The sequence below is a fragment of the Sphingomonas phyllosphaerae FA2 genome (genome assembly GCF_000427645.1).
In the GTDB taxonomy this organism is placed as follows: Bacteria; Pseudomonadota; Alphaproteobacteria; order Sphingomonadales; family Sphingomonadaceae; genus Sphingomonas; species Sphingomonas phyllosphaerae.
Window position 1 is genome coordinate 1,821,459 of record NZ_KE386571.1, and the last position, 21,136, is coordinate 1,842,594.

At 67.6% G+C, this 21,136-nt stretch carries 23 protein-coding genes and 2 tRNA genes; 10 read left to right on the top strand and 15 right to left on the bottom strand.

Features of this window, described 5'->3' with window-relative positions:
- Nucleotides 1-6 precede the first annotated feature (6 nt).
- The 4 genes from SPHPH_RS0108825 to SPHPH_RS0108840 all read right to left on the bottom strand — a co-directional run bounded on the left by SPHPH_RS0108825 (nt 7) and on the right by SPHPH_RS0108840 (nt 2,229).
- Nucleotides 7-519 carry a type III secretion system chaperone family protein gene (locus SPHPH_RS0108825; protein WP_475297021.1) on the bottom strand — a complete coding sequence of 171 codons (513 nt, stop codon included), beginning with the start codon at nt 517-519 and terminating at the stop codon, nt 7-9.
- 58 nt (nt 520-577) lie between these two features.
- Nucleotides 578-838 carry an accessory factor UbiK family protein gene (locus SPHPH_RS0108830; RefSeq protein ID WP_028966377.1) on the bottom strand — a complete coding sequence of 87 codons (261 nt, stop codon included), beginning with the start codon at nt 836-838 and terminating at the stop codon, nt 578-580.
- 28 nt (nt 839-866) lie between these two features.
- Nucleotides 867-1,421, bottom strand: a complete 555-nt coding sequence (locus SPHPH_RS0108835; protein ID WP_051272930.1) for a TspO/MBR family protein — start codon at nt 1,419-1,421, stop codon at nt 867-869.
- A 64-nt stretch (nt 1,422-1,485) separates the two neighbouring features.
- The gene (locus SPHPH_RS0108840; protein WP_037488329.1) at nt 1,486-2,229 is read right to left on the bottom strand and encodes a TlyA family RNA methyltransferase; all 744 of its coding nucleotides are present in this window, start codon (nt 2,227-2,229) and stop codon (nt 1,486-1,488) included.
- A gap of 204 nt (nt 2,230-2,433) precedes the next feature.
- On the opposite strand from SPHPH_RS0108840, the gene SPHPH_RS19300 reads away from it, so the two are divergent.
- Nucleotides 2,434-3,096, top strand: a complete 663-nt coding sequence (locus tag SPHPH_RS19300) for an RBBP9/YdeN family alpha/beta hydrolase (protein WP_037488330.1) — start codon at nt 2,434-2,436, stop codon at nt 3,094-3,096.
- Between the two features lie 120 nt (nt 3,097-3,216).
- Here the strand turns inward: SPHPH_RS19300 and SPHPH_RS0108850 are convergent, their stop codons facing one another.
- The 3 genes from SPHPH_RS0108850 to gap are packed head-to-tail and all read right to left on the bottom strand — an operon-like array spanning nt 3,217 to nt 5,881.
- Nucleotides 3,217-4,407, bottom strand: a complete 1,191-nt coding sequence (locus tag SPHPH_RS0108850; RefSeq protein WP_028966380.1) for a phosphoglycerate kinase — start codon at nt 4,405-4,407, stop codon at nt 3,217-3,219.
- A complete protein-coding gene (locus tag SPHPH_RS0108855) occupies nt 4,404-4,862 on the bottom strand; it encodes an MOSC domain-containing protein (protein WP_028966381.1) in 459 nt (152 codons plus the stop codon). The genes SPHPH_RS0108850 and SPHPH_RS0108855 overlap by 4 nt, the downstream gene beginning before the upstream one ends.
- A gap of 17 nt (nt 4,863-4,879) precedes the next feature.
- Nucleotides 4,880-5,881: a type I glyceraldehyde-3-phosphate dehydrogenase gene (gene gap, locus SPHPH_RS0108860; protein ID WP_028966382.1), complete on the bottom strand. Its 1,002-nt coding sequence runs from the start codon at nt 5,879-5,881 to the stop codon at nt 4,880-4,882.
- A gap of 141 nt (nt 5,882-6,022) precedes the next feature.
- On the opposite strand from gap, the gene SPHPH_RS0108865 reads away from it, so the two are divergent.
- The 4 genes from SPHPH_RS0108865 (at nt 6,023) to SPHPH_RS0108880 (ending at nt 7,460) form a co-directional block, all read left to right on the top strand.
- Complete coding sequence (locus SPHPH_RS0108865) at nt 6,023-6,211, top strand: hypothetical protein (RefSeq protein ID WP_028966383.1); 189 nt, start codon at nt 6,023-6,025, stop codon at nt 6,209-6,211.
- Complete coding sequence (locus SPHPH_RS0108870; protein ID WP_028966384.1) at nt 6,211-6,516, top strand: cell division protein ZapA; 306 nt, start codon at nt 6,211-6,213, stop codon at nt 6,514-6,516. Before SPHPH_RS0108865 ends, SPHPH_RS0108870 begins: the two co-directional genes overlap by 1 nt.
- 198 nt (nt 6,517-6,714) lie before the next feature.
- On the top strand, nt 6,715-7,257 hold the full coding sequence (locus tag SPHPH_RS0108875) for a 5-formyltetrahydrofolate cyclo-ligase (protein WP_028966385.1): 543 nt from the start codon (nt 6,715-6,717) through the stop codon (nt 7,255-7,257).
- A complete protein-coding gene (locus tag SPHPH_RS0108880; protein WP_028966386.1) occupies nt 7,254-7,460 on the top strand; it encodes a DUF2842 domain-containing protein in 207 nt (68 codons plus the stop codon). Before SPHPH_RS0108875 ends, SPHPH_RS0108880 begins: the two co-directional genes overlap by 4 nt.
- Before the next feature lie 19 nt (nt 7,461-7,479).
- Here the strand turns inward: SPHPH_RS0108880 and SPHPH_RS0108885 are convergent.
- The 4 genes from SPHPH_RS0108885 to SPHPH_RS0108900 all read right to left on the bottom strand — a co-directional run bounded on the left by SPHPH_RS0108885 (nt 7,480) and on the right by SPHPH_RS0108900 (nt 9,992).
- Nucleotides 7,480-7,556 (bottom strand) — tRNA-Asp (locus SPHPH_RS0108885).
- A 97-nt stretch (nt 7,557-7,653) separates the two neighbouring features.
- Nucleotides 7,654-7,730, bottom strand: a tRNA-Asp gene (locus SPHPH_RS0108890).
- Between the two features lie 46 nt (nt 7,731-7,776).
- Nucleotides 7,777-8,967, bottom strand: coding sequence for an AI-2E family transporter (locus SPHPH_RS19305; RefSeq protein ID WP_081668578.1), 1,191 nt, complete (start codon nt 8,965-8,967; stop codon nt 7,777-7,779).
- Nucleotides 8,968-9,020: 53 nt separating this feature from the next.
- The gene (locus SPHPH_RS0108900; RefSeq protein ID WP_337587819.1) at nt 9,021-9,992 is read right to left on the bottom strand and encodes a Crp/Fnr family transcriptional regulator; all 972 of its coding nucleotides are present in this window, start codon (nt 9,990-9,992) and stop codon (nt 9,021-9,023) included.
- Here SPHPH_RS0108900 and SPHPH_RS0108905 point away from each other — a divergent pair.
- The 4 genes from SPHPH_RS0108905 to SPHPH_RS0108925 all read left to right on the top strand — a co-directional run bounded on the left by SPHPH_RS0108905 (nt 9,976) and on the right by SPHPH_RS0108925 (nt 15,512).
- Entirely contained in the window at nt 9,976-12,012 is a 2,037-nt protein-coding gene (locus SPHPH_RS0108905) for a 3-hydroxyacyl-CoA dehydrogenase NAD-binding domain-containing protein (protein ID WP_037488333.1), read from the top strand. The two genes, SPHPH_RS0108900 and SPHPH_RS0108905, sit on opposite strands and share 17 nt — an antisense overlap.
- Nucleotides 12,009-13,187 (top strand): acyl-CoA dehydrogenase family protein, encoded by a 1,179-nt coding sequence (locus SPHPH_RS0108910; protein WP_028966389.1) that lies wholly within the window; start codon nt 12,009-12,011, stop codon nt 13,185-13,187. The genes SPHPH_RS0108905 and SPHPH_RS0108910 overlap by 4 nt, the downstream gene beginning before the upstream one ends.
- A gap of 319 nt (nt 13,188-13,506) precedes the next feature.
- Complete coding sequence (locus SPHPH_RS0108920; protein ID WP_028966391.1) at nt 13,507-14,634, top strand: acyl-CoA dehydrogenase family protein; 1,128 nt, start codon at nt 13,507-13,509, stop codon at nt 14,632-14,634.
- The gene (locus SPHPH_RS0108925) at nt 14,631-15,512 is read left to right on the top strand and encodes an acyl-CoA thioesterase (RefSeq protein ID WP_028966392.1); all 882 of its coding nucleotides are present in this window, start codon (nt 14,631-14,633) and stop codon (nt 15,510-15,512) included. Before SPHPH_RS0108920 ends, SPHPH_RS0108925 begins: the two co-directional genes overlap by 4 nt.
- Nucleotides 15,513-15,515: 3 nt before the next feature.
- On the opposite strand, the gene SPHPH_RS0108930 is transcribed toward SPHPH_RS0108925, so the two are convergent.
- The 4 genes from SPHPH_RS0108930 to SPHPH_RS0108945 are packed head-to-tail and all read right to left on the bottom strand — an operon-like array spanning nt 15,516 to nt 19,687.
- Nucleotides 15,516-16,583 (bottom strand): catalase family protein, encoded by a 1,068-nt coding sequence (locus SPHPH_RS0108930; RefSeq protein WP_028966393.1) that lies wholly within the window; start codon nt 16,581-16,583, stop codon nt 15,516-15,518.
- Between the two features lie 55 nt (nt 16,584-16,638).
- Nucleotides 16,639-17,439 carry an SDR family NAD(P)-dependent oxidoreductase gene (locus SPHPH_RS0108935; RefSeq protein ID WP_028966394.1) on the bottom strand — a complete coding sequence of 267 codons (801 nt, stop codon included), beginning with the start codon at nt 17,437-17,439 and terminating at the stop codon, nt 16,639-16,641.
- Complete coding sequence (locus SPHPH_RS0108940) at nt 17,436-18,455, bottom strand: phosphotransferase family protein (protein WP_028966395.1); 1,020 nt, start codon at nt 18,453-18,455, stop codon at nt 17,436-17,438. Before SPHPH_RS0108940 ends, SPHPH_RS0108935 begins: the two co-directional genes overlap by 4 nt.
- Complete coding sequence (locus SPHPH_RS0108945) at nt 18,452-19,687, bottom strand: acyl-CoA dehydrogenase family protein (RefSeq protein WP_028966396.1); 1,236 nt, start codon at nt 19,685-19,687, stop codon at nt 18,452-18,454. The genes SPHPH_RS0108940 and SPHPH_RS0108945 overlap by 4 nt, the downstream gene beginning before the upstream one ends.
- Nucleotides 19,688-19,822: 135 nt before the next feature.
- Here SPHPH_RS0108945 and SPHPH_RS0108950 point away from each other — a divergent pair, with 135 nt between their 5' ends.
- Complete coding sequence (locus SPHPH_RS0108950; RefSeq protein ID WP_028966397.1) at nt 19,823-21,058, top strand: TetR/AcrR family transcriptional regulator; 1,236 nt, start codon at nt 19,823-19,825, stop codon at nt 21,056-21,058.
- The last annotated feature ends 78 nt before the right edge of the window (nt 21,059-21,136 follow it).

The window sequence follows — 21,136 nt, forward strand, 5'->3', positions numbered from 1 at the left end:
GCCGCGTCAGGCCTCGCCCTGCGTTTCGACCATCGCCGCGGCGATCGCCTCGGCCGGGGACTTGCCGCCCCACAGCACGAACTGGAACACGGGATAGAAGCGCTCGCACTCGTCGATCGCCGAATCGATCAGCAGATCGGCGGTCGTCAGCGACATCGTCGCCTCGCCCTCGCGCGTCTCGATCGCGGTCGCACAGCGATAAAGGAGGATCCCGCTCGACGACCACATCTCGAAATGGCCGAGCCACAATTGCTCGTTGATGAGCCCCAGCGTCTCATAGATCTTGCCGCGCCGCCCCTCGGCGACCTTCACGTCCGGGAACGCCAGCAACTGCACCACGCCATCCTCCTCGCGCCACAGCGCGCGGAGTTCATATTCGGTCCAGCTGCCCTTCACCGTCGCGGTGATCTCGTCCTCGTTCCGTTCGCACGGCCAACCGTGTGCGAGGAAATAGGATTCCAGCATGTCGAGCGGCGCTTCGGGCTCGGAATATTGGTCGGCTTCGTCAAGCATCATGATCTTATCGCACGACCGTGGTCGCGCGTCATCCCCGGCAGCAGTTTCGGCAGGCGTCGGGTCAGACGGTCGGGCGCGCGGCGAGCGCCGCCTCGAGCTTCTCGATCCGCGCGCGCAGCGCGTCATTCTCGTCACGCGCGGCAACCGCCATCGCCTTCACCACCTCGAACTCCTCGCGCGCGATGAAGTCCAGCCCGCCGATCCATTCGCGGGCGCGGGCGCGCGCATTGGCCTCGGCCTCGCGGCCCATGCCAGCGATCGTCCCGGCGGCGCCGTTGAACAGCTTGGCGACGTCGCCGAACAGAGGATTTTCGGATTGCATGGCGAATCGTCCTGCGAGAGCAAAAGGGTCAGCGGATCACTTGGGATGCCGCGGGCGCTTGCACAACCCGTTCCGCATCCGGGTTGAGCTGGCCGATCTGCCAGTTGAGCGCGCCGGCGATGCACAGCCACGCCATATACGGCACCATCAGCCATGCCGCGGGGCGACGGATCTGCGCGAAGACGATGGTGGTGAGGATCGACAGACCGAGGATCGCGACGATCAACAGGAACGCCGCCGCGACACGGTGCGCGCCGAAGAACAAGGGTGTCCACGCGAGATTGCCCGCCAGTTGCGCGATGAACAAGGCAATGCCGAGCCCGCGCAGCCGCGCCCCGCGTGCGCTGAGCACCAATGCCAGCGCAAGTCCGAGCATGACGTAGAGCAGCGACCAGACGACCGGGAATGTCCAGCCCGGCGGCGTCAGCTCGGGCTTGGCAAGCACCGCATACCAGCCGTTCTGATCGCCCGACGGCACGGTGCGCCCCGAAAGAAAGCCGAGCAGCAGCACCGCCGGGACCGTCACCACCGCATAACGAAGGAACGACGCCCGCAATTGTTCTCTCGATGCCAGCTCGCCCATGCTCACTCCTTCGCCATGCGGTCCCACACCAACATGCCGCAAAGCGCATCACCGCGCGACGGGTTCATCCGCGGTGCGCCGCGAGGAGGAATTCGACATTCCCTTCGGGCCCGGTGATCGGGCTTTCGGTCACGCCTTCGACCCGCCAGCCGCCCGCAACGAACCAGTCGGACACCTCGCCGCACACCCGCGCGTGGATCGCGGGATCGCGGACTACTCCGCCCTTGCCCACCTCGGTGCGCCCGGCCTCGAACTGCGGCTTGACCAGCACCAGCGCCCGCCCGCCGTCGCGGACGAAGCCGAGCGGTACCTCCAGCACCTTGGCGAGCCCGATGAAGCTGGCGTCGCATACGACCAGATCGATCGGCTCCGGGATGTGCGTGGCGGTGAGGATGCGCGCGCTGGTCTGCTCGTGGACGATCACGCGCGCGTCCTGCCGCAGCTTCCACGCGAGCTGGTTGGTGCCGCTGTCGACCGCGTATACGCGTGCCGCGCCGCGCGTGAGCAGCGCGTCGGTGAAGCCGCCGGTCGACGACCCGACGTCGATCGCCACCGCGTCGGCGACGGTCCAGCCGAAATGGTCGAGTCCGTGCGCCAACTTGATCCCGCCACGCGACACCCACGGATGATCGCGCCCGCGAACATCCAGGAGGGTATCGATGGCAACCGGCTGCCCCGGCTTCTCGATCTTGCGGTCGCCCGCGAACACCAGCCCGGCCATCACCAGTGCCTGCGCGCGGGTGCGCGACTCGACGAGCCCGCGATCGACCAGCAACTGATCGACCCGCTGTTTGGTTGGCGCTGACATGCCCGACGCTATCGCGCGCGCCGCGGCGGGCCGCAAGCATCGGCAACGCTCCGTCGCATCAGCCGCTCGCCCCATGCCGATTGCTGCAGTGCACGATTGCCTATCGGCTTAATAGGGATTACCTGTGCAATCGAGGCCGCGGCACGCCCGACCCCTAGACTGGGCCGCGGCCTCGCCCCGATTGCACGCAACAGGAGGTACGTCATGGGACATGCCAACTACGATCTGTCGGTGCAGCCGACCGTGCTGACCGTTCCCGGGCTTGGCGGATCGGGCCCTGCACATTGGCAGACGTTATGGGAGCGCAGCCGCCCCGATACGGCACGCATCGAATTGGGAATGTGGGACCGTCCGCATCGCAACACCTGGGTCACCAAGATCGATCAGGCGGTCGCGTCGGCCCGCGCACCGGTGATCCTCGTCGGCCATAGTCTGGGCTGCATCGCGATCGCGTGGTGGGCCTCGATGAGCCCGCAGCCCTATGGCTGGCCGGTCGCGGGCGCGTTGCTGGTGGCGCCGGCCGATGTCGATCGCGCCGGCGTGGCGAGCGAACTGGCCCCCTTCGCCCCCGCGCCGAAGATCGCCCTGCCCTTCCCCTCTATCCTTGTCGCCTCCAGCGACGATCCGTGGGTGTCGATCGAACGCGCGCACAGCATGGCGGTCGATTGGGGCAGCCATTTCATCGACTATGGCGCGTACGGGCACCTCAACGCCGCCAGCGGGCTGGGTCAATGGCCGGAGGGGCTGGAATTGCTCGACCGGGTGCTCGCGGCGGCGGGCGGCCCGCATGGCGAGGTCCGCTCGCCGGGCGACGCGCGCGCGATCCTCTCGCGCGGCACCGGCGACCAGCGTCCCCTGCACGCCTGACGGTCTAGCAGAACCGCCAACAATCACTTCGTCGCCCCGGACTTGACCCGGGGCCCGCTTTATTGCCGGTACTTCAGACCGAAGCGGGCCCCGCATCAACTGCAGGGCGACGGTAAGCACTCAGCGCGTGAGCGCAGCGACCCCCGGCAATTCGCGGCCTTCCATCCACTCCAGGAACGCGCCCCCGGCAGTTGAGACGAAGGTGAAGGAATCGCCCGCACCCGCCTGATTGAGCGCGGCAACGGTGTCCCCGCCGCCCGCGACCGACACCAGCCCGCCTTCCTTGGTCAACGCCGCCGCGGTCCGTGCCAGCGCCACCGTTGCGGTATCGAACGGCGGCGTCTCGAACGCACCCAGCGGCCCGTTCCAGACCAGCGTGCGGCAATTCTTGAGCACGTCGCCCAGCGACTCGGTCGCAGCCGGGCCGACGTCGAGAATCATCTCGTCTGCGGCAACTTCGTGAACATTGACGGTGCGCGTCGCTGGGTTCGGCTTGAATTCCTTGGCGACGACAACGTCATACGGCAGGTGGATCGTGCAGCCGGCCTGTTCGGCAGCGTCGAAGATCTCGTCGGCGGTGCCGGTCAGCTCATGCTCGCACAGGCTCTTGCCAACATCGACGCCGCGCGCCGCGAGGAAGGTATTGGCCATGCCGCCGCCGATGATCAGGTGATCGACGCGCGTAACCAGATGCTTGAGCACCGCCAGCTTGGTCGACACCTTCGCGCCGCCCACCACCGCGGCCACCGGATGCTCCGGCTTGCCCAGCGCCTTTTCGAGTGCGTCCAGCTCCGCCTCCATCGCACGACCGGCGAAGGCCGGCAGCCGGTGCGCCAGCCCCTCGGTCGAGGCGTGCGCGCGGTGCGCGGCGGAGAAGGCGTCGTTGACGTACAGGTCGCCCAGCGCCGCGAACCGCTCGACCACCGCCGGATCGTTCTTCTCCTCGCCGCCGAAGAAGCGCGTATTCTCCAGCACGCCGATGTCGCCGGGCTGGAGCGTGGCGATCGCGTAAGCCGCGCCTTCCCAATCGATGTAGCGCACGGGACGACCCAGCACCGCCTCATAGGGCTTGACGATCTGCGCCAGCGACAGCTCGGGCGAGGGCACCCCCTTCGGCCGGCCGAAATGCGCCAGCACCAGCACGATCGCGCCCTTGTCGGCCAGCTCCGCGACGGTCGCCACCGTCGCACGCAACCGGGTGTCGTCGCTGACTTGCCCATCGTGAAGCGGGACGTTCAGATCCTCCCGGACCAGCACGCGCTTGCCCGTGACGTCGCCGATATCGTCGAGCGTGCGGAACGACTTGGTCATGCTTCCTCCATCCTGATCTCGTCGCCGACCGCGATCCGGCCGCCGTGTATCACCATCGCGCACGCGCCGCCGCGCCAGTCGGGCGTCATCGCGGCGCGCAGCCCCTCGGCCAGCGCTTCCATCCTCTCGCACGGATCGCATTCGCGCGTAATCTCGAGCACGACGTCGGCACCGATCCGCACGCGGACGCCAGCGGTCTGCGGCAGGTCGAGCCCGTCGACCAGCAAATTGGCGCGGCGCTCTTCCCAGCCGATCGTATGCCCGACCTCCGCCATCGCTGCGGCCCAGTCGCCGCGTTCGATCAGCGTGACCTGCCGCTTGTAGGGCTTGCCGCGCATCGCACCGCGGAAGTCACCATGGATGCCGCCCTCCACGGTGACCTCGACATGATCAACCAGCTCCATCGGCGCGCGCGACCGGGCGTGTCGCGCGATCCCGAGCAACACTCCCGTCATCCGCGCGCCTCCCGCGATCAGCCGAGCTTGGCCATCACCGAGGCGGTGTCGACCATGCGGTTCGAGAAGCCCCACTCGTTGTCGTACCAGCTGACGACGCGCACCAGCTTGCCGTCGAGCACCGCGGTCTCGAGGCTGTCGACCGTCGACGAGTACGGCGTGTGGACGATATCGATCGACACCAACGGCTCGTCGGAGAAGTGCAGCACACCCTTCATCGGGCCGTCCGCCGCCGCCTTGAGCAGCCCATTGACCTCCTCCTTGGTCGTCTCGCGCCCCGGCATGAAGGTCAGGTCGACCAGGCTGCCATCCGGCACCGGCACGCGCACCGCCGAACCGTCCAGCTTGCCCTTCAGCTCCGGCAGCACCTCGCCCACCGCACGCGCCGCGCCGGTCGTGGTCGGGATCATGCTCATCGCCGCCGCCCGCGCACGACGCAGGTCCGGGTGGATCTGGTCGAGGATCTTCTGGTCGTTGGTATAGGCATGGATCGTGGTCATCAGACCGCGTTCGATGCCCAATGCATCGTTCAGCACCTTGGCGACCGGCGCGAGGCAGTTGGTGGTGCACGACGCGTTTGAGACGATCGTGTGCCCCGCCTCCAGCTTGTCGTCGTTGACGCCGTAGACGACGGTGATGTCGACGCCCTTTGCGGGTGCGGAGATCAGCACCTTCTTCGCGCCCGCATCGATATGCTTCTGCGCGCTGGCGCGGTCGGTGAAGAAGCCTGTGCATTCCAGCACGATGTCGACGCCCAGTTCCTTGTGCGGCAGATTAGCGGGATCGCGCTCGGCGGTGACGCGGATGCGCTTGCCGTCGATCACCAAGTCCTGCCCGTCGGCCTCGACGGTGCCGGCGTACTTGCCGTGGACGCTGTCGCGGCTGAACAGCCACGCATTGGATTTGGTGTCGGCCAGATCGTTGATCGCCACCAGCTCCAGCTCGCTGCCGCGCTCCAGCAATGCACGCGCCACCAGCCGACCGATGCGCCCGAAGCCGTTGATCGCAACCTTCGTCATCGTCAATCCTCCGCCAATTCCGTCCAGATGCGGCGGCTTTTGCGCAGGTGGATGCGCACCCGTCAACCGCCCCGCTGCAGAGACCATCCGCCGCGCAAGCTACTTGTCGCGCCGCGCGCGCGATCCTATCGCTTCGCCATTATGGACAATCCCGCGATCGCCCGGCTGGACGCCGCCATCACCCGCGTCGAAAACGCGATCGCCGCGCGGCGCGCCGCCGACGCGCTGCTGGAGCGGCGGCACGCCACGCTGAAGGCGACGATGGCTCAGGCCGTCGCCGCGCTCGACACGATCATCGCCAATAGCGCCGAGCCGGAGGTGAAGGGCTGATGGCGATCGTCACGCTGCGCATCGGCGACACCAACTACGATCTGGCCTGCCGCGATGGTGGCGAGGCGCGGTTGCAGGAGGCCGCCGCGCTGATCGACGAGCGCTGGGAAATGGCGCGTCGCGCCGCCGGGGCTGGCGGCACCAACCGCCAGATGCTGCTCGCCGCCCTAATGGTCGCCGATGCGCTGATCGACGCGCGCAACGCGCCGCCGCCCGAGACACCCGAAGGCGTGGCGCTCGATCAATTGTCCGAACGCCTCGAATCGATCGCCGCGGCCCTTGAGCAAACGCTGCCGAGCGCCTAGGTTGGTGACGGCGGGTTCTGCCCGGTACGAGCCTAGAGAAATCCCTGAGGCTATTCATCATCCAAGGGGGTTGTCCCTGCCCGGGCCCTGGCCCGACGCACATGATCCCCACCTGACGTACTGGGCGTCAGTGGATAATCCGGCAAACGACCACGGCGGTCCCGCCACCCGCCCCCCTTTGCGGTCCGATGTAATCCGATGAGCGACAAGACCAGCTTGCGCGCCGCGGCGCGTGCCGCCCGCGCCGCCTTCGTCGCCGCGCCGCATCCGCCGATCCGGGTCGATGCTCGATTCTTGGCATTGCTGACGCCCGGCATGATCGTGGCCAGCTACGTGCCGATCAGCGGTGAGGCCGATCCCGCCCCGCTGGAGCAAGCCGCGCTGGCCGCCGGGTGCACGCTTGCACTGCCGCACGTCGTCGATCGGGCGACGCCGCTCTCGTTCCTGCGCTGGTCGCCGCGCAGCCCCTTGCAGAGCGGCCCCTTCGGCCTTCGCCAGCCCGTACATGACGGCGCGCCGGTCGCGCCTGATGTGGTACTGACCCCGCTGGTCGCGTTCGACCGCGCGCTTAACCGGCTCGGTCAGGGCGCGGGGCATTATGATCGTGCGTTCGAGAGCTTCCCGCAGGCATGGCGGATTGGTGTGGCGTGGAGCGTCCAGTTGATCGATGGACTGACCGCCGATCCGTGGGACGTGCCGCTACACGCCGTCGCGACCGAACTGGAGTGGATCACTGCATGACACCTTCATGGCGCAAGCCCGCCGGGATGCTGATCATCCTTTTGCTAATTCTGGTATGGTGCGTCGGCATCGCCTCGCTGTCCGCGACGATCGGCCGCTGGCACGGTACGGTGCAATTGCTGTTCTACGTCGTGACCGGGATCATCTGGATCGCACCGCTGAAGCCATTGCTCCGCTGGATGGAGACAGGTCGCTGGCGCTGAGTTTCAAGCCACTGACAAGTGGCGCGAGTGACGGGGCTCGAACCCGCGACCTCCGGCGTGACAGGCCGGCGCTCTAACCAACTGAGCTACACCCGCATTCCTGTACGCGTTCCATGCATCGACAAGGCGCATCGCCCTCGAACCGCATGTTTCGCGTCATCTCACGACAACGATACGCCAATCCCGAGAGGGATGGCGCGAGTGACGGGGCTCGAACCCGCGACCTCCGGCGTGACAGGCCGGCGCTCTAACCAACTGAGCTACACCCGCTTGTAGAAGCGTGAGGCGCGCCAACTAGGCGGCACGCCTTACCCTGTCAACGACTATCGGCGACTTTTTCGACGACGGCGATCTGCTCCTCCTGTCCGCGCATCAGCGTGCCGTCTTCGAAGAGGAAACCGGCAATGTCGGGGCGGCCCGCGGCGGACAGGATCGTCTGGACGATGATGAGGATCGGCACCGCCAGCAATGCGCCGACCGTGCCCCATACCCAGCCCCAGAAGCTGATCGAGATGAGGATCATGACCGGATTGATCGTCAACCGGTGCCCGACGATCAGCGGGGTCACGACATTTGCCTCGATCAGATGCGCGCCGTACATGATCGCGGGCGCCGACAGCGCGGTCCAGACGTCGGAGAAGGTCATCAGCCCGCCGATCGCGAGCAGCAGCGCCGCGACGACCGGACCGAAATACGGCACGTAGTTGAGCAGCGTCACGATCCCGCCCCACATCAGCGGGAACGGCATGCCGAGCAGATGGAGCGCCCCCGCGACAACGGCGCCAAGCGCAATGTTGATGATCGTGATCGTACCGAGATACGACGAGACCGCGTCGACCATCTCCTGCAAGACGCGCGCGGTCGTCATTGCGCCGCCGAAGCTGGCCCGGCCGGTAATCATCCGCTCGCGCATCCGGGTCCAGCCAGACAGGAAGAAGAAGGCGACAAGAATCGCATAGAACGTCTGAACGATCACGGCTGGTGCCGAGGTAGCGGCCAGCTCGACGATCGAGCTGGGCGGTGCGACCGCGGCGGTCGCCGAGGGCTTGACCGGTGTCGTCGCGATCTGGCGCAGCGTGCGGTTCGCGTAGCGCTCGAGGCTGGAATAAAGATCGAGGATCGGGGCGAGGTTCGCCTGGATGCGGTGGATGCGGCTGGGCAGCAGTCGGAAGAATTCGGTTGCCGGAACGACGATCGCCGCCAGCGCGACATTGGCGATCACCAGGAACAGGATCACGCAGAATAGCGCCGCGATCGGCGACGGTAGCCGCCGCCGCTCCAGCCATTCGAGCAGCGGGATCAGCGCCAGCGACACGACCAGCGCGATCGCGGTCGGCATGAAGAACTCCGCCCCCGCCTGCAACGCGAACGGCAGTCCGAGCATCAGCCCGATTCCGGCCGTCAGCGTCAGGCCGGCGAGCAGGCGGTCGCGCCGCATCGGCGGGTCGATTACGGCCGCGGTGGGTGCCGGGATGAAGGGCTCGGCGGACGAGGGCTGATCGGACATATCCGTCACCTACGGCCATTTACCATCCGCGGCCAAGCGCCTTCGCGTTCGGATCAATCGTCGCGGTTCCAGGTGCCCGTTTCGAGGTACAGATAGTCGGGATCGAACTCGCCCAAACGGGCAAGCCGGTCGTGATCGGTAATCCGCACCACGCCGCGCGCAAATTCAGCCATCCCGCCCTCGCGCAGGCGCCGCAGCATGCGGTTAACGTGCACGCTGGTAAGCCCCAGCGCCTCGCCGAGATCCTGCTGCGTGAGCGCGAAATCGAAGGCGTTGCCATCCGCGGCCCCGACGGCGCGCAGGCGATGATAGGTTTCAAGCAGGAAATGCGCGAGCCGCCCCGCTGCATCGAGCCGACCGATGCGGAAAATCCACTCCCGGTGCAGTGCGGCGTCGAGCAGGGTTGAGCGCCAGAGCAGCCGTGCCAGATGCGGGTGGTCGATCAGGATCTTGTCGATGCGCGCATGCGGGATGATCGCGACGCGCGCTTCGGTCAGCGTACCGACGTCGTGGTCGAGGCGGCGCAACGGATATCCGTGCAGATCGACGAAATCGCCGGTCAGCTGCAACGCCACCAACTGCCGGAAGCCGTCGCGTGCATCCATATAGCGACACATCACGCCGTCGAGCAGCAACGTGCTGTTCGTCACCGGCTCACCCCGGCGCGTGACAATGCGGCGTGCGGGCAGGTGCTCGATCCGCTCGACCGCGCCTTCGAGCACGTCTTTTTCGGCCTGCGTCAGTCCGTTGCGGCCACGCCCGCGTAGAAAGTCCTTCGTCACGCGCATCGAGTTGCCGTCCCCGTTCGTCTCTTTTCGAGCAGCAGGATTAGGCGGGGAAGCGTCGTGGGGACAAGCCCGGCCCGGAGGCACCCTGCCAAGAGCAAGTAATGCCACGCGATCGTCGTCGCGGTTCGCAGAAGGCCGATTGCGTTTCCCTCCACCCGCGCGATAGACAGAACACCGATTCGAAATAACGGTATGCCCGAACGCAGGAGAGTCGCCGATCATGACGTCGCAGAGCATCGAGCAGTCGGGACCGATCCGCGTCGAGCGGGACGGCGATATCCTCCAAATTACCAGCGACTCGCCGCCCGTGAACGCGCTTGGTGCGGCAGTGCGCGACGGTCTTGAGGCCGCGGTGAAGGCGGGTGTCGCAGATTCGAGCATCACCGCGATCGTGCTTCGCTGCGACGGGCGGACCTTCTTCGCGGGGGCCGATATCAGCGAATTCGGCAAGCCTCTGCAGGGCATTCCGCTGCCGACGCTGGTGGACCTGATCGAAGCAAGCCCGAAGCCCGTCATCGCCGCGATCCACGGCACCGCGCTGGGCGGCGGGTGCGAGGTGGCGCTGGGGTGTCATTATCGGGTCGCCGTCCCCTCCGCCAAGCTGGGCACCCCCGAAGTGAAGCTGGGGCTGCTGCCCGGCGCGGGCGGGACGCAGCGGCTGCCGCGGCTGGTGGGGGTCAAGGCTGCGCTGGAGATGATCGTCCTCGGTAACCCGGTGTCCGCGAAAGCCGCGGCGGACATGGGGCTGGTCGACAAGGTGGTCGGCGAGGACACGCTGGCCGCCGACGCCCTCGCCTTCGCGCGCGAGGTAGCGGGCACGCGCCCGATCCCGCGCGTTCGCGACCGTGTCGTTGCCCCCGATCCGGCGGCGGTCGAGACGTTCCGCAAGACGCACGGGCGCAAGCTGCGCGGGTTCGATGCGCCCGAGGCGTGCATCACCTGCGTCGTCGCGGCGGCCGAACGGCCGTTCGAGGACGGGCTGGCGGTCGAGCGCGAACAATTTATGGCGTTGATGAACGGCAATCAATCGGCGGCGCAGCGGCATCTGTTCTTCGCCGAGCGCAAGGCCGCCAAGATCGACGACATCGATCCCGCCACCGCGCTGCGCGCGATCGGCCGCGTCGGCGTGATCGGCGCAGGCACGATGGGCGGTGGGATCGCGATGAACTTCCTGTCGGCGGGCGTGCCGGTGACGATCGTCGAGATGCAACAGGAAGCGCTCGACCGCGGCACCGGGGTGATGCGCCGCAATTACGAGGCGAGCGCCGCCAAGGGCCGGCTGCCCGCCGACGCGCCCGACAAGGCGATGGCGCTGCTATCCCCTACCCTGTCGCTCGACGACCTCGCGGATTGCGACCTCATCATCGAGGCCGTCTATGAGGACATGAGCGTAAAGAAGGACATCTTCACCAAGCTCGACGCGATCGCCAAGCCGGGCGCGATCCTGGCGAGCAACACCAGCTATCTCAACATCGACGAGATCGCCGCGGTGACGAAGCGGCCCGGCGACGTGCTGGGGATGCACTTCTTCTCGCCGGCGAACGTCATGAAATTGCTGGAGGTGGTGCGCGGCAGGCAGACCGCGCCCGACGTGCTATCGACGGTGATGGCGCTGGCCAAGAAGATCCGCAAGGTCGCGGTGGTCGCGGGCGTGTGCGACGGGTTCATCGGCAACCGGATGCTGATGCCGCGGCAGGTCGAGGCCAACAAGCTGTTGATGGAAGGCGCGACGCCCGAGCAGATCGACCGCGTGCACGTCGCGTTCGGGATGCCGATGGGGCCGTTCCAGATGGCCGATCTCGCCGGGGTCGATATCGGCTGGCATCGCGATCCCAGCCGAATCGAGAACATCCGCGACGCGCTCGCCGCCGAGGGGCGTTGGGGGCAGAAGAAGGGCGCGGGCTTCTACGATTATGACGAAAAGCGGAACCCGACGCCGTCGCAGCGCGTGGCGGAGATCATCGACGAATTCCGCGCCAAGGAGGGCGCGACCCCGCGCGACATCAGCGACGAGGAGATCGTCGCGCGCACGCTCTACACGATGGTCAATGAAGGCGCGCTGATCCTTGAGGAAGGCATGGCGCAGCGCGCGTCCGACGTCGATGTCGTGTGGGTCTATGGCTATGGTTGGCCGGTCTATCGCGGCGGGCCGATGTTCTGGGCGCAGAGCGAGGGTGCCGACAAGGTGGTCGCCGGGCTCGAGCGTTATGGCTTCCCGGTCGCCAAGGGGCTCAAGACCGGGGAGGCGTTCAAGTGAGCGATCTCGACACCTTTCGCGAAGAAACCCGTGCGTGGCTGGACGCGAACTGCCCGCCCGAAATGCGCGCGCCGATCGTGTCCGAAAAGGACGTGGTGTGGGGCGGGCGCGACCAGTCGCGGCTGACCGCGCCGCAGAAGACGTGGCTCGACCGGATGGCGGCACGCGGCTGGACGGTGCCCGACTGGCCGAAGGAGTATGGCGGCGGCGGGCTGAGCGCGGCGGAAACCAAGGTGCTGCGCGAGGAAATGGCGCGGATCAAGGCGCGCAATCCGCTCAACAGCTTCGGCATCTCGATGCTCGGGCCGGCGCTGCTGAAATACGGGACCGAAGCGCAGAAGCTGGAGCATCTACCCCGAATCGCGCGCGGCGAGATCCGCTGGTGTCAGGGCTATTCGGAACCCAATGCCGGGTCCGACCTCGCGAGCCTTGCGACCAGCGCCGAGGATGCCGGCGACCATTTCGTCGTCAACGGGCAGAAGGTGTGGACCAGCTACGCCGATCAGGCCGACTGGATCTTCTGTCTGGTGCGCACCGATAAGACGACCAAGCAGGGCGGGATCAGCTTCGTGCTGTTCGACATGGCCTCGCCCGGCGTGTCGACCAAGCCGATCCTGCTGATCAGTGGTTATTCGCCGTTCTGCGAGACGTTCTTCGACGATGTTAAGGTGCCCAAGGCCAATCTGGTCGGCGAGCTGAACAAGGGCTGGGACGTTGCGAAGTACCTGCTCGGGCATGAGCGCGAGATGATTTCGGGCATGGGACTGTCGGGTGGCGGCGATGCTTTGGTCGAGGGCGCGCTGGCGACGGTCGGGGTCGATGCCGAGGGGCGGCTCGCCGATCCGTTGTTGCGCGCGCAGATCGCGTTGTACGAGGTGCGCGCGCTGGCGTTCGCGGCGCAGAGCGAGCGGTTCATCGACGAACTGAAGGCCGGACAGGCGCATCCCGCGCAGCCGAGCATGATGAAATATTACGGCACCGAGCTGAACAAGGCGCGCCACGAGCTGGCGATGGCGGCGGGCGGGTCGGATGCGGCCGAGTGGGAAAGCGAGCGCTCGGGCGGCGGGCGCGCAGCGCGGGCGTGGCTGCGGACCAAGGCGAATTCGATCGAGGGCGGGACGAGCGAGATCCAGCTCAACATCGTGGCGAAGCGGGTTCTGGAATTGCCGGGGTGATCGTCGCCCCTGCGCAGGCAGGGGCCCATGGCTGCCGAATGGAAGTGCAGCGGTGGCTGTGGGCGAGTGCGGTGCGTGTGTCAGATGATCCGGCACACGACAGAGACATGGGCCCCTGCCTGCGCAGGGGCGACGGTGGAGGTGGGGCGGTCGATCCTGATGGAGACGTCACGCGCATTTCCTTCGTCGCCCCGGACTTGATCCGGGGTCCCGCTTCCTTTCAGCCGCAGCGGAAAGGAAGCGGGGTCCCGGGTCGAGCCCGGGACGACGGGTATGTAGACGATAGAGCCCTCCCACATGGGCCTGAACGGAGGATGCGATGCCGCTTTTCCTGAATGACGAGCAGACGATGCTGCGCGATACCGCGCGTGATTTCGTCAGTGAGAATGCGCCGGTTGCGCACCTGCGACGGTTGCGCGATGCCGACGACAAGACCGGGTTCGATCGCGCGCTGTGGAAGCAGTTCGCCGAGATGGGCTTCACCGGCATCCTGATCGGCGAGGATGCCGGCGGGCTCGGGCTCGGGCATGTCGAGGCCGGAGTGGTGCTGGAGGAGATCGGGCGCAACCTGTCGCCCTCGCCGTTCCTCACCACGGCGGTGGCAGCGGTGGCGGCGCTCGACGGCACGGCGCAGGCGGCGCGCTGGTTTCCCGGCATCCTGTCGGGCGAGACAATCGCGGCGCTGGCGATCGACGAGGGGCCGAAGCATCGGGACCGGGTCGCGTTGCGCGCGGAGCGCGCGGGCAACGGCTTCCGCCTGAGCGGCGCCAAGCAGTTCGTAACGCACGGCCATGTCGCCGACCTGCTGATCGTCGCGGCGCGGACCGCCGACGGCGACGACGATGCCGAGGGCGTGACGCTGTTCGCGGTGCCCGCCGATGCGGCCGGTCTCACCGCGACGCCCGAGCGGCTCGCCGACAGCAGCATCGCGGCGCGGCTGACCTTCGAGGGGGTGGCGGTCGATGCGGATGCGGTGATCGGCGAGGTCGATGGCGGGCGCGCGCCGCTCGACCGGCTGCTGCGCGCGGGGCGGACCGGGGCGTCGGCGGAGCTGCTCGGCGTCGGCGGTGGCGCGATGGACATGACGGTGGCGTATCTGAAGCAGCGCAAGCAGTTCGGCGCGCTGATCGGCAGCTTCCAGGCGCTGCAACATCGTGCCGCGCATCTCTATGCCGAAATGGAAGTGGCGCGCGCGGCGGTGCTGAAGGCGCAGCAGTTGCTGGACGCGGGCGATGTCGCGGCGGATCAGGCGGTGTCGGTGGCCAAGGCGATGACGGGGCTTGCCACGACGCTGTCGGTGCAGGAAGGCGTGCAGATGCACGGCGGAATCGGCATGACCGACGAATATGACATCGGCTTCTTCATGAAGCGCGCGCGGGTGCTCGCCGAGATGTTCGGCGATGCGAACTTCCACGCCGATCGCGTGGCGCGCGGGCGCGGCTATTGAGCGACGCGCCCTCCCCTGCGGCGCTGGTGGCCGATCTGGTCGATCTGCTCGACGTCGAGGAGATCGATACCGATCTGTATCGCGGGCGGCGCTCGACCGGCGGGGTCGGGCGCGTGTTCGGCGGGCAGGTGATCGCGCAGGCGCTGCAGGCGGCGCAGCGCTCGGCGGGCGAGACCGACAAGGTCGCGCATTCGCTGCACGCCTATTTCATGCGCGCCGGATCGGAGGAGCATCCGATCATCTATCGCGTGGTGCGCGATTTCGAGGGGCGCAGCTTTGCGACGCGGCGCGTGATCGCGATGCAGAAGGGCACGCCGATCCTCAATATGGCCGCGTCGTTCCAGCGTCCCGAGGAAGGGCTGTCGCATCAGGATGCGATGCCCGACGTGCCGCCGCCGGAGGCGTTGCAGGACGAACAGACGCTGCGCGCGGCGGTGGCGGACAGGATACCGCCGCAGCTGCGCGAGCAATTGCTCCGCCCGCGCGCGATCGAATATCGCCCGGTGACGCCGCGGCACTGGACCGAGCCTACCCCTGCCCCGCCGGTGCATCATTACTGGTTCCGCGCGGTGGCCCCAGTCGGCGACGATCCGGCGATGCACCGCGCGGTGCTCGCCTATGCCAGCGACATGATGCTGCTGGGGACGTGCATGTTGCCGCATGGCGTGACGTGGATCACGCCGGGGATGCAGACCGCCAGCCTCGATCATGCGCTGTGGCTGCACGAGCCGGCGCGCACCGACGATTGGCTGCTCTACACGATGGACAGTCCGTGGGCGGGGCATGGCCGCGGCATGAACCGCGGCCGGATCTTCACCGCCGACGGGCGGCTGGTGGCGAGCGTCGCGCAGGAGGGGCTGGCGCGCATGCGCGGCTGAGGCTCAGCCGGGCTCTTGGATCGGGCAGCGGTTGACGCGCTGGCGATAGTCCGCCGAGTGGCGATAGGTGTCGCGGCGCGCGCGGTTGATGTTGCCGAGCGGCTGATGCGCGGCGAGGCCGGTCCAGACGCTGAAGCGTAGGTGGTCGTTGACCTGTTCGACCCGCGATTCGTCCCAGCTGTCCTGCGCATCGGTGCGGATCGTGGCGACGCGGACGAAGGGCGCCTCCGCCTCGTCCCATTCGACCGTCGCGTCCTCGACCGGCTGGCGGGCGAGATCGCGGGCGAGCTGGACGCGGAACTCCCATTCGCCGGGGATCGAGCGTAGCTCGTCGCGGACGGTGTGGCGGATCGCGTCGCGGTCGCCCGCGGTGTCGATGATCGCGCCGGTGCGCTCGGTCAGGCCGGGGGCGAGGGGCGCGAGGCTGAACTTGGCGATATGGTCGCCGTAGCGGAACGGGGTGGCGCTGTAATAGGTTTCGCCGACCGGATCGACGTTCGGCGCGCCGCCGAGCGTGTTGATCGTCGCGCTTTCGATCCCGACCGCGCCCAGCGCGCTGCTCACCCCGCGCAAAACCGCGGACAGCGCTTTCTTGCCGCCTTCCGCCTTGTCGGTGGTGCGTGCCAGCAGCTTGAGGTTGCCGAGGAACTTGTCGGCGGTTTTGGCCTGGAACGCGGTGGCGTTGACCATGATGAAGTCCTGCGAACGGCCCTCCGCGCCGGGCAGCCGCTCGCCGTCGACGTCGAAGACCTTGATCGCGAGGCCGCGCGGGAGCGAGATCGCGTCGTCGAGGATGTCGCCGGGGTTGGTGGAGAAGCGCATCAGCACCTTGTGCTCGCCGGGTGTGGCGAACAGGCCCTGCGCCAGCTCGGGCGGGAGATCGGCGTCGATCGTCAGCGTGCCTTCGAGGATCGCGTGCGCCTTGGCATGGACCGCGCGGACGGCATGGCCGTAATCCCGTGCGGTGGTGTCGAGGACGATGTCGAATTGTTCGTTGAGCTGGGCGATCGTTGCGGCCTCGTCGGGCTGCGGCTGCTCGATGTCGGGGGTGTAGCGGACGGGGACGGGCATCGGGCGACTCTCCTGTGGATGGAGGGTCAACACAGGTTAGCTGCGGGCGTTCCGCCTAGACCGCGGTCTTGCCGTAGTCCTGTCGCGTTACCGGATGGCTCGACGACAGGCCGCCGTCGGCTGCGAGCGCCTGGCCGTTGACGTAGCTGGCGTCGTCGCTGGCGAGGAACAGCGCCACGCGCGCCAGTTCCTCCGCCTTGGCGCCGCGGCGTAGGGGATTGAGGCGGCCGATGCGGTCCAGCTTGCCGGCCTCGCGGGCGTAATCGAAGGTCGGTTGGGTCATGCCGGTTTCGGTGAGCCCGGGGCACAGCGCGTTCACGCGGACGCCCGAGCCCGACAGTTGCTGCGCGGCTGTCGTCGCGAGGTTGATGACACCGGCCTTGGATGCCGAATAAGCCGGCGAGCCGGCGCCCGAGCGCAGCCCGGCGACGCTGGCGGTCAGCACGATCGCGCCGCCGCCGCGCGCCGCGATCAACGGCGCGGCGTGCTTCACCGCCAGCCACGGGCCGATCAGGTTGACGCGCAGCACCTCGGCGAACAACGCGACGTCCGTATCGAAGATGTTCGCCATCCCGCCCGAGATGCCGGCGTTGGCGAACATCACATCGAGGCCACCAAAGCGATCGACCGCGAGGGCGACGGTGCGCGCGACATCGCCTTCGTCGCCGGCATCCATGCGGATCGCCGTCGCCACGCCACCCGCGGCGACGATCGTCTGCGCCGTCTCCTCTGCCTGATCGGTGATGTCGGCGGCGACCACCTGCCCGCCCTCGGCCGCGAACAGCAAGGCCGCCGCGCGACCGATCCCCGAGCCGGCGCCGGTGACGACGATCGACTTGCCCGCGAAGCGCATCATGCCCCTGCCCGCTCGGCGAAATGCCATGCGGCGTCGACCAGCCCGCCCATCCGCGCCGCCGTCTCGTGCGCGCGCGGATTGGCGGCGGTGCCGGTGACGATCCGCTTCTTGATGCCCTGCACGATCCCGGCGAGGCGAAAGAGGTTGAACGCGAAATACCAGTCGAGCGCGATCGGTGCGCTGCGCCCGGTGCGCGCGCAATAGCGCTCCAGCATCTCGGTCATTTCGGGGATGCCGGTCGCCGCGCCGGTGCAGCCGAGCACGCCCGAGCGGCCTTCAGGTTCGGTGACCCAGCTCATCAGGAAATAGGTGAGATCGGCGACTGGATCGCCGAGCGTCGACAATTCCCAGTCGAGCACCGCCGCGACGCGCGGCTCGGTGCCGGGCGCGAAGCGGAGGTTATCGACGCGATAGTCGCCGTGGACGATGCTGGTCCGCTCCTGCGCGGGGACTGTGCGCGGCAGGAAGTCGATCAGCCGTTCCATCGCCGGCATCGGCTCGGTTTGGGCGCCGCGATATTGTTTCGTCCAGCGCGCGACCTGTCGCTCGAAATAATTGCCGGGGCGGCCGTAATCCTCGAGCCCGATCGCGACATGGTCGGTGTTGTGGAGATCGGCGAGCGTGTCGACCATCGCCTCGTAATGCGCGCGGCGCTGATCGGGGGTGAGATCGGGCATCGTCCCGTCCCAGATCGTCCGCCCCTCGACCATCGCCATGACGTAAAAGGCCGAGCCGATCACGGCATCGTCCATGCACAGGCCATAGGGGCGCGGCACCGGGAACCCGGTGGGATAAAGCGCGGCGATCACGCGATATTCGCGGTCGACCTGATGCGCCGACGGCAACAGCGCGCCGACCGGCTTGCGGCGCAGCACGTAACTGCCGTGGGCGGTATCGATGCGATAGGTCGGGTTGGACTGCCCGCCCTCCAGCCGCTGCTCCCCGGTGATCGCCCCGGCACCGGGGACGTGCGCGGCCAACCAGTCGCCGAGCCACGCGGTATTGAGGTCGCTCATGCGTATTTGCCGAACTCGTGCCGCGCGATCGCGCGGGCGTGGACTTCGTCGGGGCCGTCGGCAAAGCGCAGCGTCCGCATCGACGCCCAGGCGTGCGCGAGATCGAAGTCGCTCGACACGCCCGCGCCGCCATGCGCCTGCACCGCATCGTCAAGGATGCGCAGCGCCATGTTTGGCGCCTGGACCTTGATCATCGCGATTTCCTGTTGCGCGGCCTTGTTGCCGGCCTTGTCCATCATGTCGGCGGCCTTGAGGCAGAGCAGTCGCGTCATCTCGATGTCGATCCGCGCGCGGGCGATCCGTTCCTCCCAGACGCTGTGATCGGCAATGCGCTTGCCGAACGCGGTGCGGGTGACGAGCCGGCGCGCCATCGCCTCGATCGCGCTTTCGGCGACGCCGATCGTGCGCATACAATGGTGGATGCGCCCCGGCCCGAGCCGCCCCTGCGCGATCTCGAACCCTCTGCCCTCGCCGAGCAGCATGTTCTCGATCGGCACGCGCACGTCGGTAAAGCTGACCTCGCCATGGCCGTGCGGGGCGTGATCGTAGCCGTACACCGAGAGCATCCGCTCGATCCGCACGCCCGGCGTGTCGAGCGGGACCAGCACCATGCTTTGTTGCTTATGCCGCGCCGCGCCGGTGTCGGTCTTGCCCATCAGGATGCCGATCCGGCACCGCGGGTCGCCGATCCCCGACGACCACCATTTGCGGCCGTTGATGACATAATGGTCGCCGTCGCGATCGATGCGCGTCTCGATATTCGTCGCGTCGGAGGAGGCGACGGAGGGCTCGGTCATCAGAAAGACCGAGCGGATCTCGCCGTTCATCAACGGACGCAGCCATTCCTCCTTTTGCGCCAGCGTGCCGTAGCGGTGCAGCACCTCCATGTTGCCGGTATCGGGGGCGGAGCAGTTGAAGCATTCGCTCGCCCAGTCGATGCGGCCCATCTCCTCGGCGCAGAGCGCATATTCGAGGTTCGACAGCTGCGTGCCCTCGAACGCGAACGTGTCGTCGACATGGGTTTGTCCCGAGTGCGGGGGCATGAAGAAATTCCACAGCCCGGCGGCCTTCGCCCGCGCCTTCACGTCCTCGATCACGGGCAGCACCTTCCACGGATCGCCGTCATGATGCTGGCGGTCGTGCTCGGCGCGGCGCGGCGCGATCTCGCGGGCGATGAAATCGCGTACCCGATCGCGGAAATGCGTCTCGCGCTCGCTCAGGGTAAAATCCACCGCGCTTCCTCTCCGTGGCTGTCAGTTGCGTGATGTAGGCCATACCCGATGTTCGGTAAAGCTGCAGATCGCGCCGCTCACGCCTTGCGAGAAAAAGGACTGCATCTTCGAAACGGACCATGCTAACGCTACGTCATGGGGGAAATGACAATCGAAGAGACCGGCAGCACGCGGCGCTTTCGCGAGAAGCGTCAGGCGATCCTCGCCGCCGCCGCCGATGCGATCAACGAACAGAGCGCGAAGGGGATGACCTTCGCCGATGTCGCGCGCCGCGTTGGGCTGAACACGACCAGCGTGACCTACTATTTCAAGCGCAAGGAGGAACTGGCCGCCGCCGCGTTCGAGCAGACGCTCGACAGCCTGATGGCGATGCTCGACGATGCCGCGCGCGAGGCGACGCCGCAGGCGCGGGTCGCGCGCATGGTGACGCTGAACGTCGAGCGGCTGATGCGGATCGAGCGCGGCGAGGAACGCGCGCTGGCGGTGCTGTCCGACCTGCGCGCGATGGACGAGCCAATGCGCGCGACGTTGATGAACCGCTGGCGCGAGGTGTTCCGCCGGACACGCGCGCTGTGGGGCAGCGGATTGTCGCGCGAGGCGACCGATCTGGCTGGCGCGCGGGCGCATGTGTTGCTGGAGAACATCTTCTGGCTGCCGTTATGGCTGCCGCGCTACGAGGTCGATCAATATCCCCGCGCGGCGGCGCGGTTGATCGCGTTGCTGCGCGACGGGCTGGCGGTGGATGGTGCGCACTGGGCACCGGCGGCGGTCGCGCTGCCGCACGACGATCCGGTGCCGGGGCGGGAGGCGTTCCTGCTGGCGGCGACGCGGCTGATCAACGAGCTGGGGTATCGCGGGGCCTCGGTGCAGCGGATCGCGTCGGAGCTGAACGTCACCAAGGGCAGCTTCTACCACCATCTCGATGCGAAGGACGATCTGGTCGTCGCCTGCTATCGCCGCAGCTTCGACACGATCGCAGCGGCGCAGCGGCTCGCCGACGAGCGCGGTGGGACGCATTGGCAGCGGCTGTGCGATACGGTCGCAACGCTGGTGGCGGTGCAATTCTCGGAGCGCGAATCACTGTTGCGCACCACCGCGCTCAGCGGCCTGCCGGCGGGCGAGCGGCAGCAGATGATCGACCGCTCGACCCGGATCGCGCGGCGCTTCGCGGGGACGATGATGGACGGAATCGCCGAGGGCACGGTGCGGCCGGTCGACAGCCTGATCGCGTCGCAGGCGCTAATGGGGATGCTCAACGCCGCATTCGACATGCGCAAATGGGCGTGGAGCATGGATCGCGACCGTGCGATCCGCTTCTATGCCTCCACATTGATGTTCGGGATGTTCGACGACCGCGCGCTGGCGGGGTGAGCCACGTCGTCATTGCGAGCGTAGCGAAGCAATCCAGGGTGTCCTGATCCGGCGCTGGATTGCGTCGCTACGCTCGCA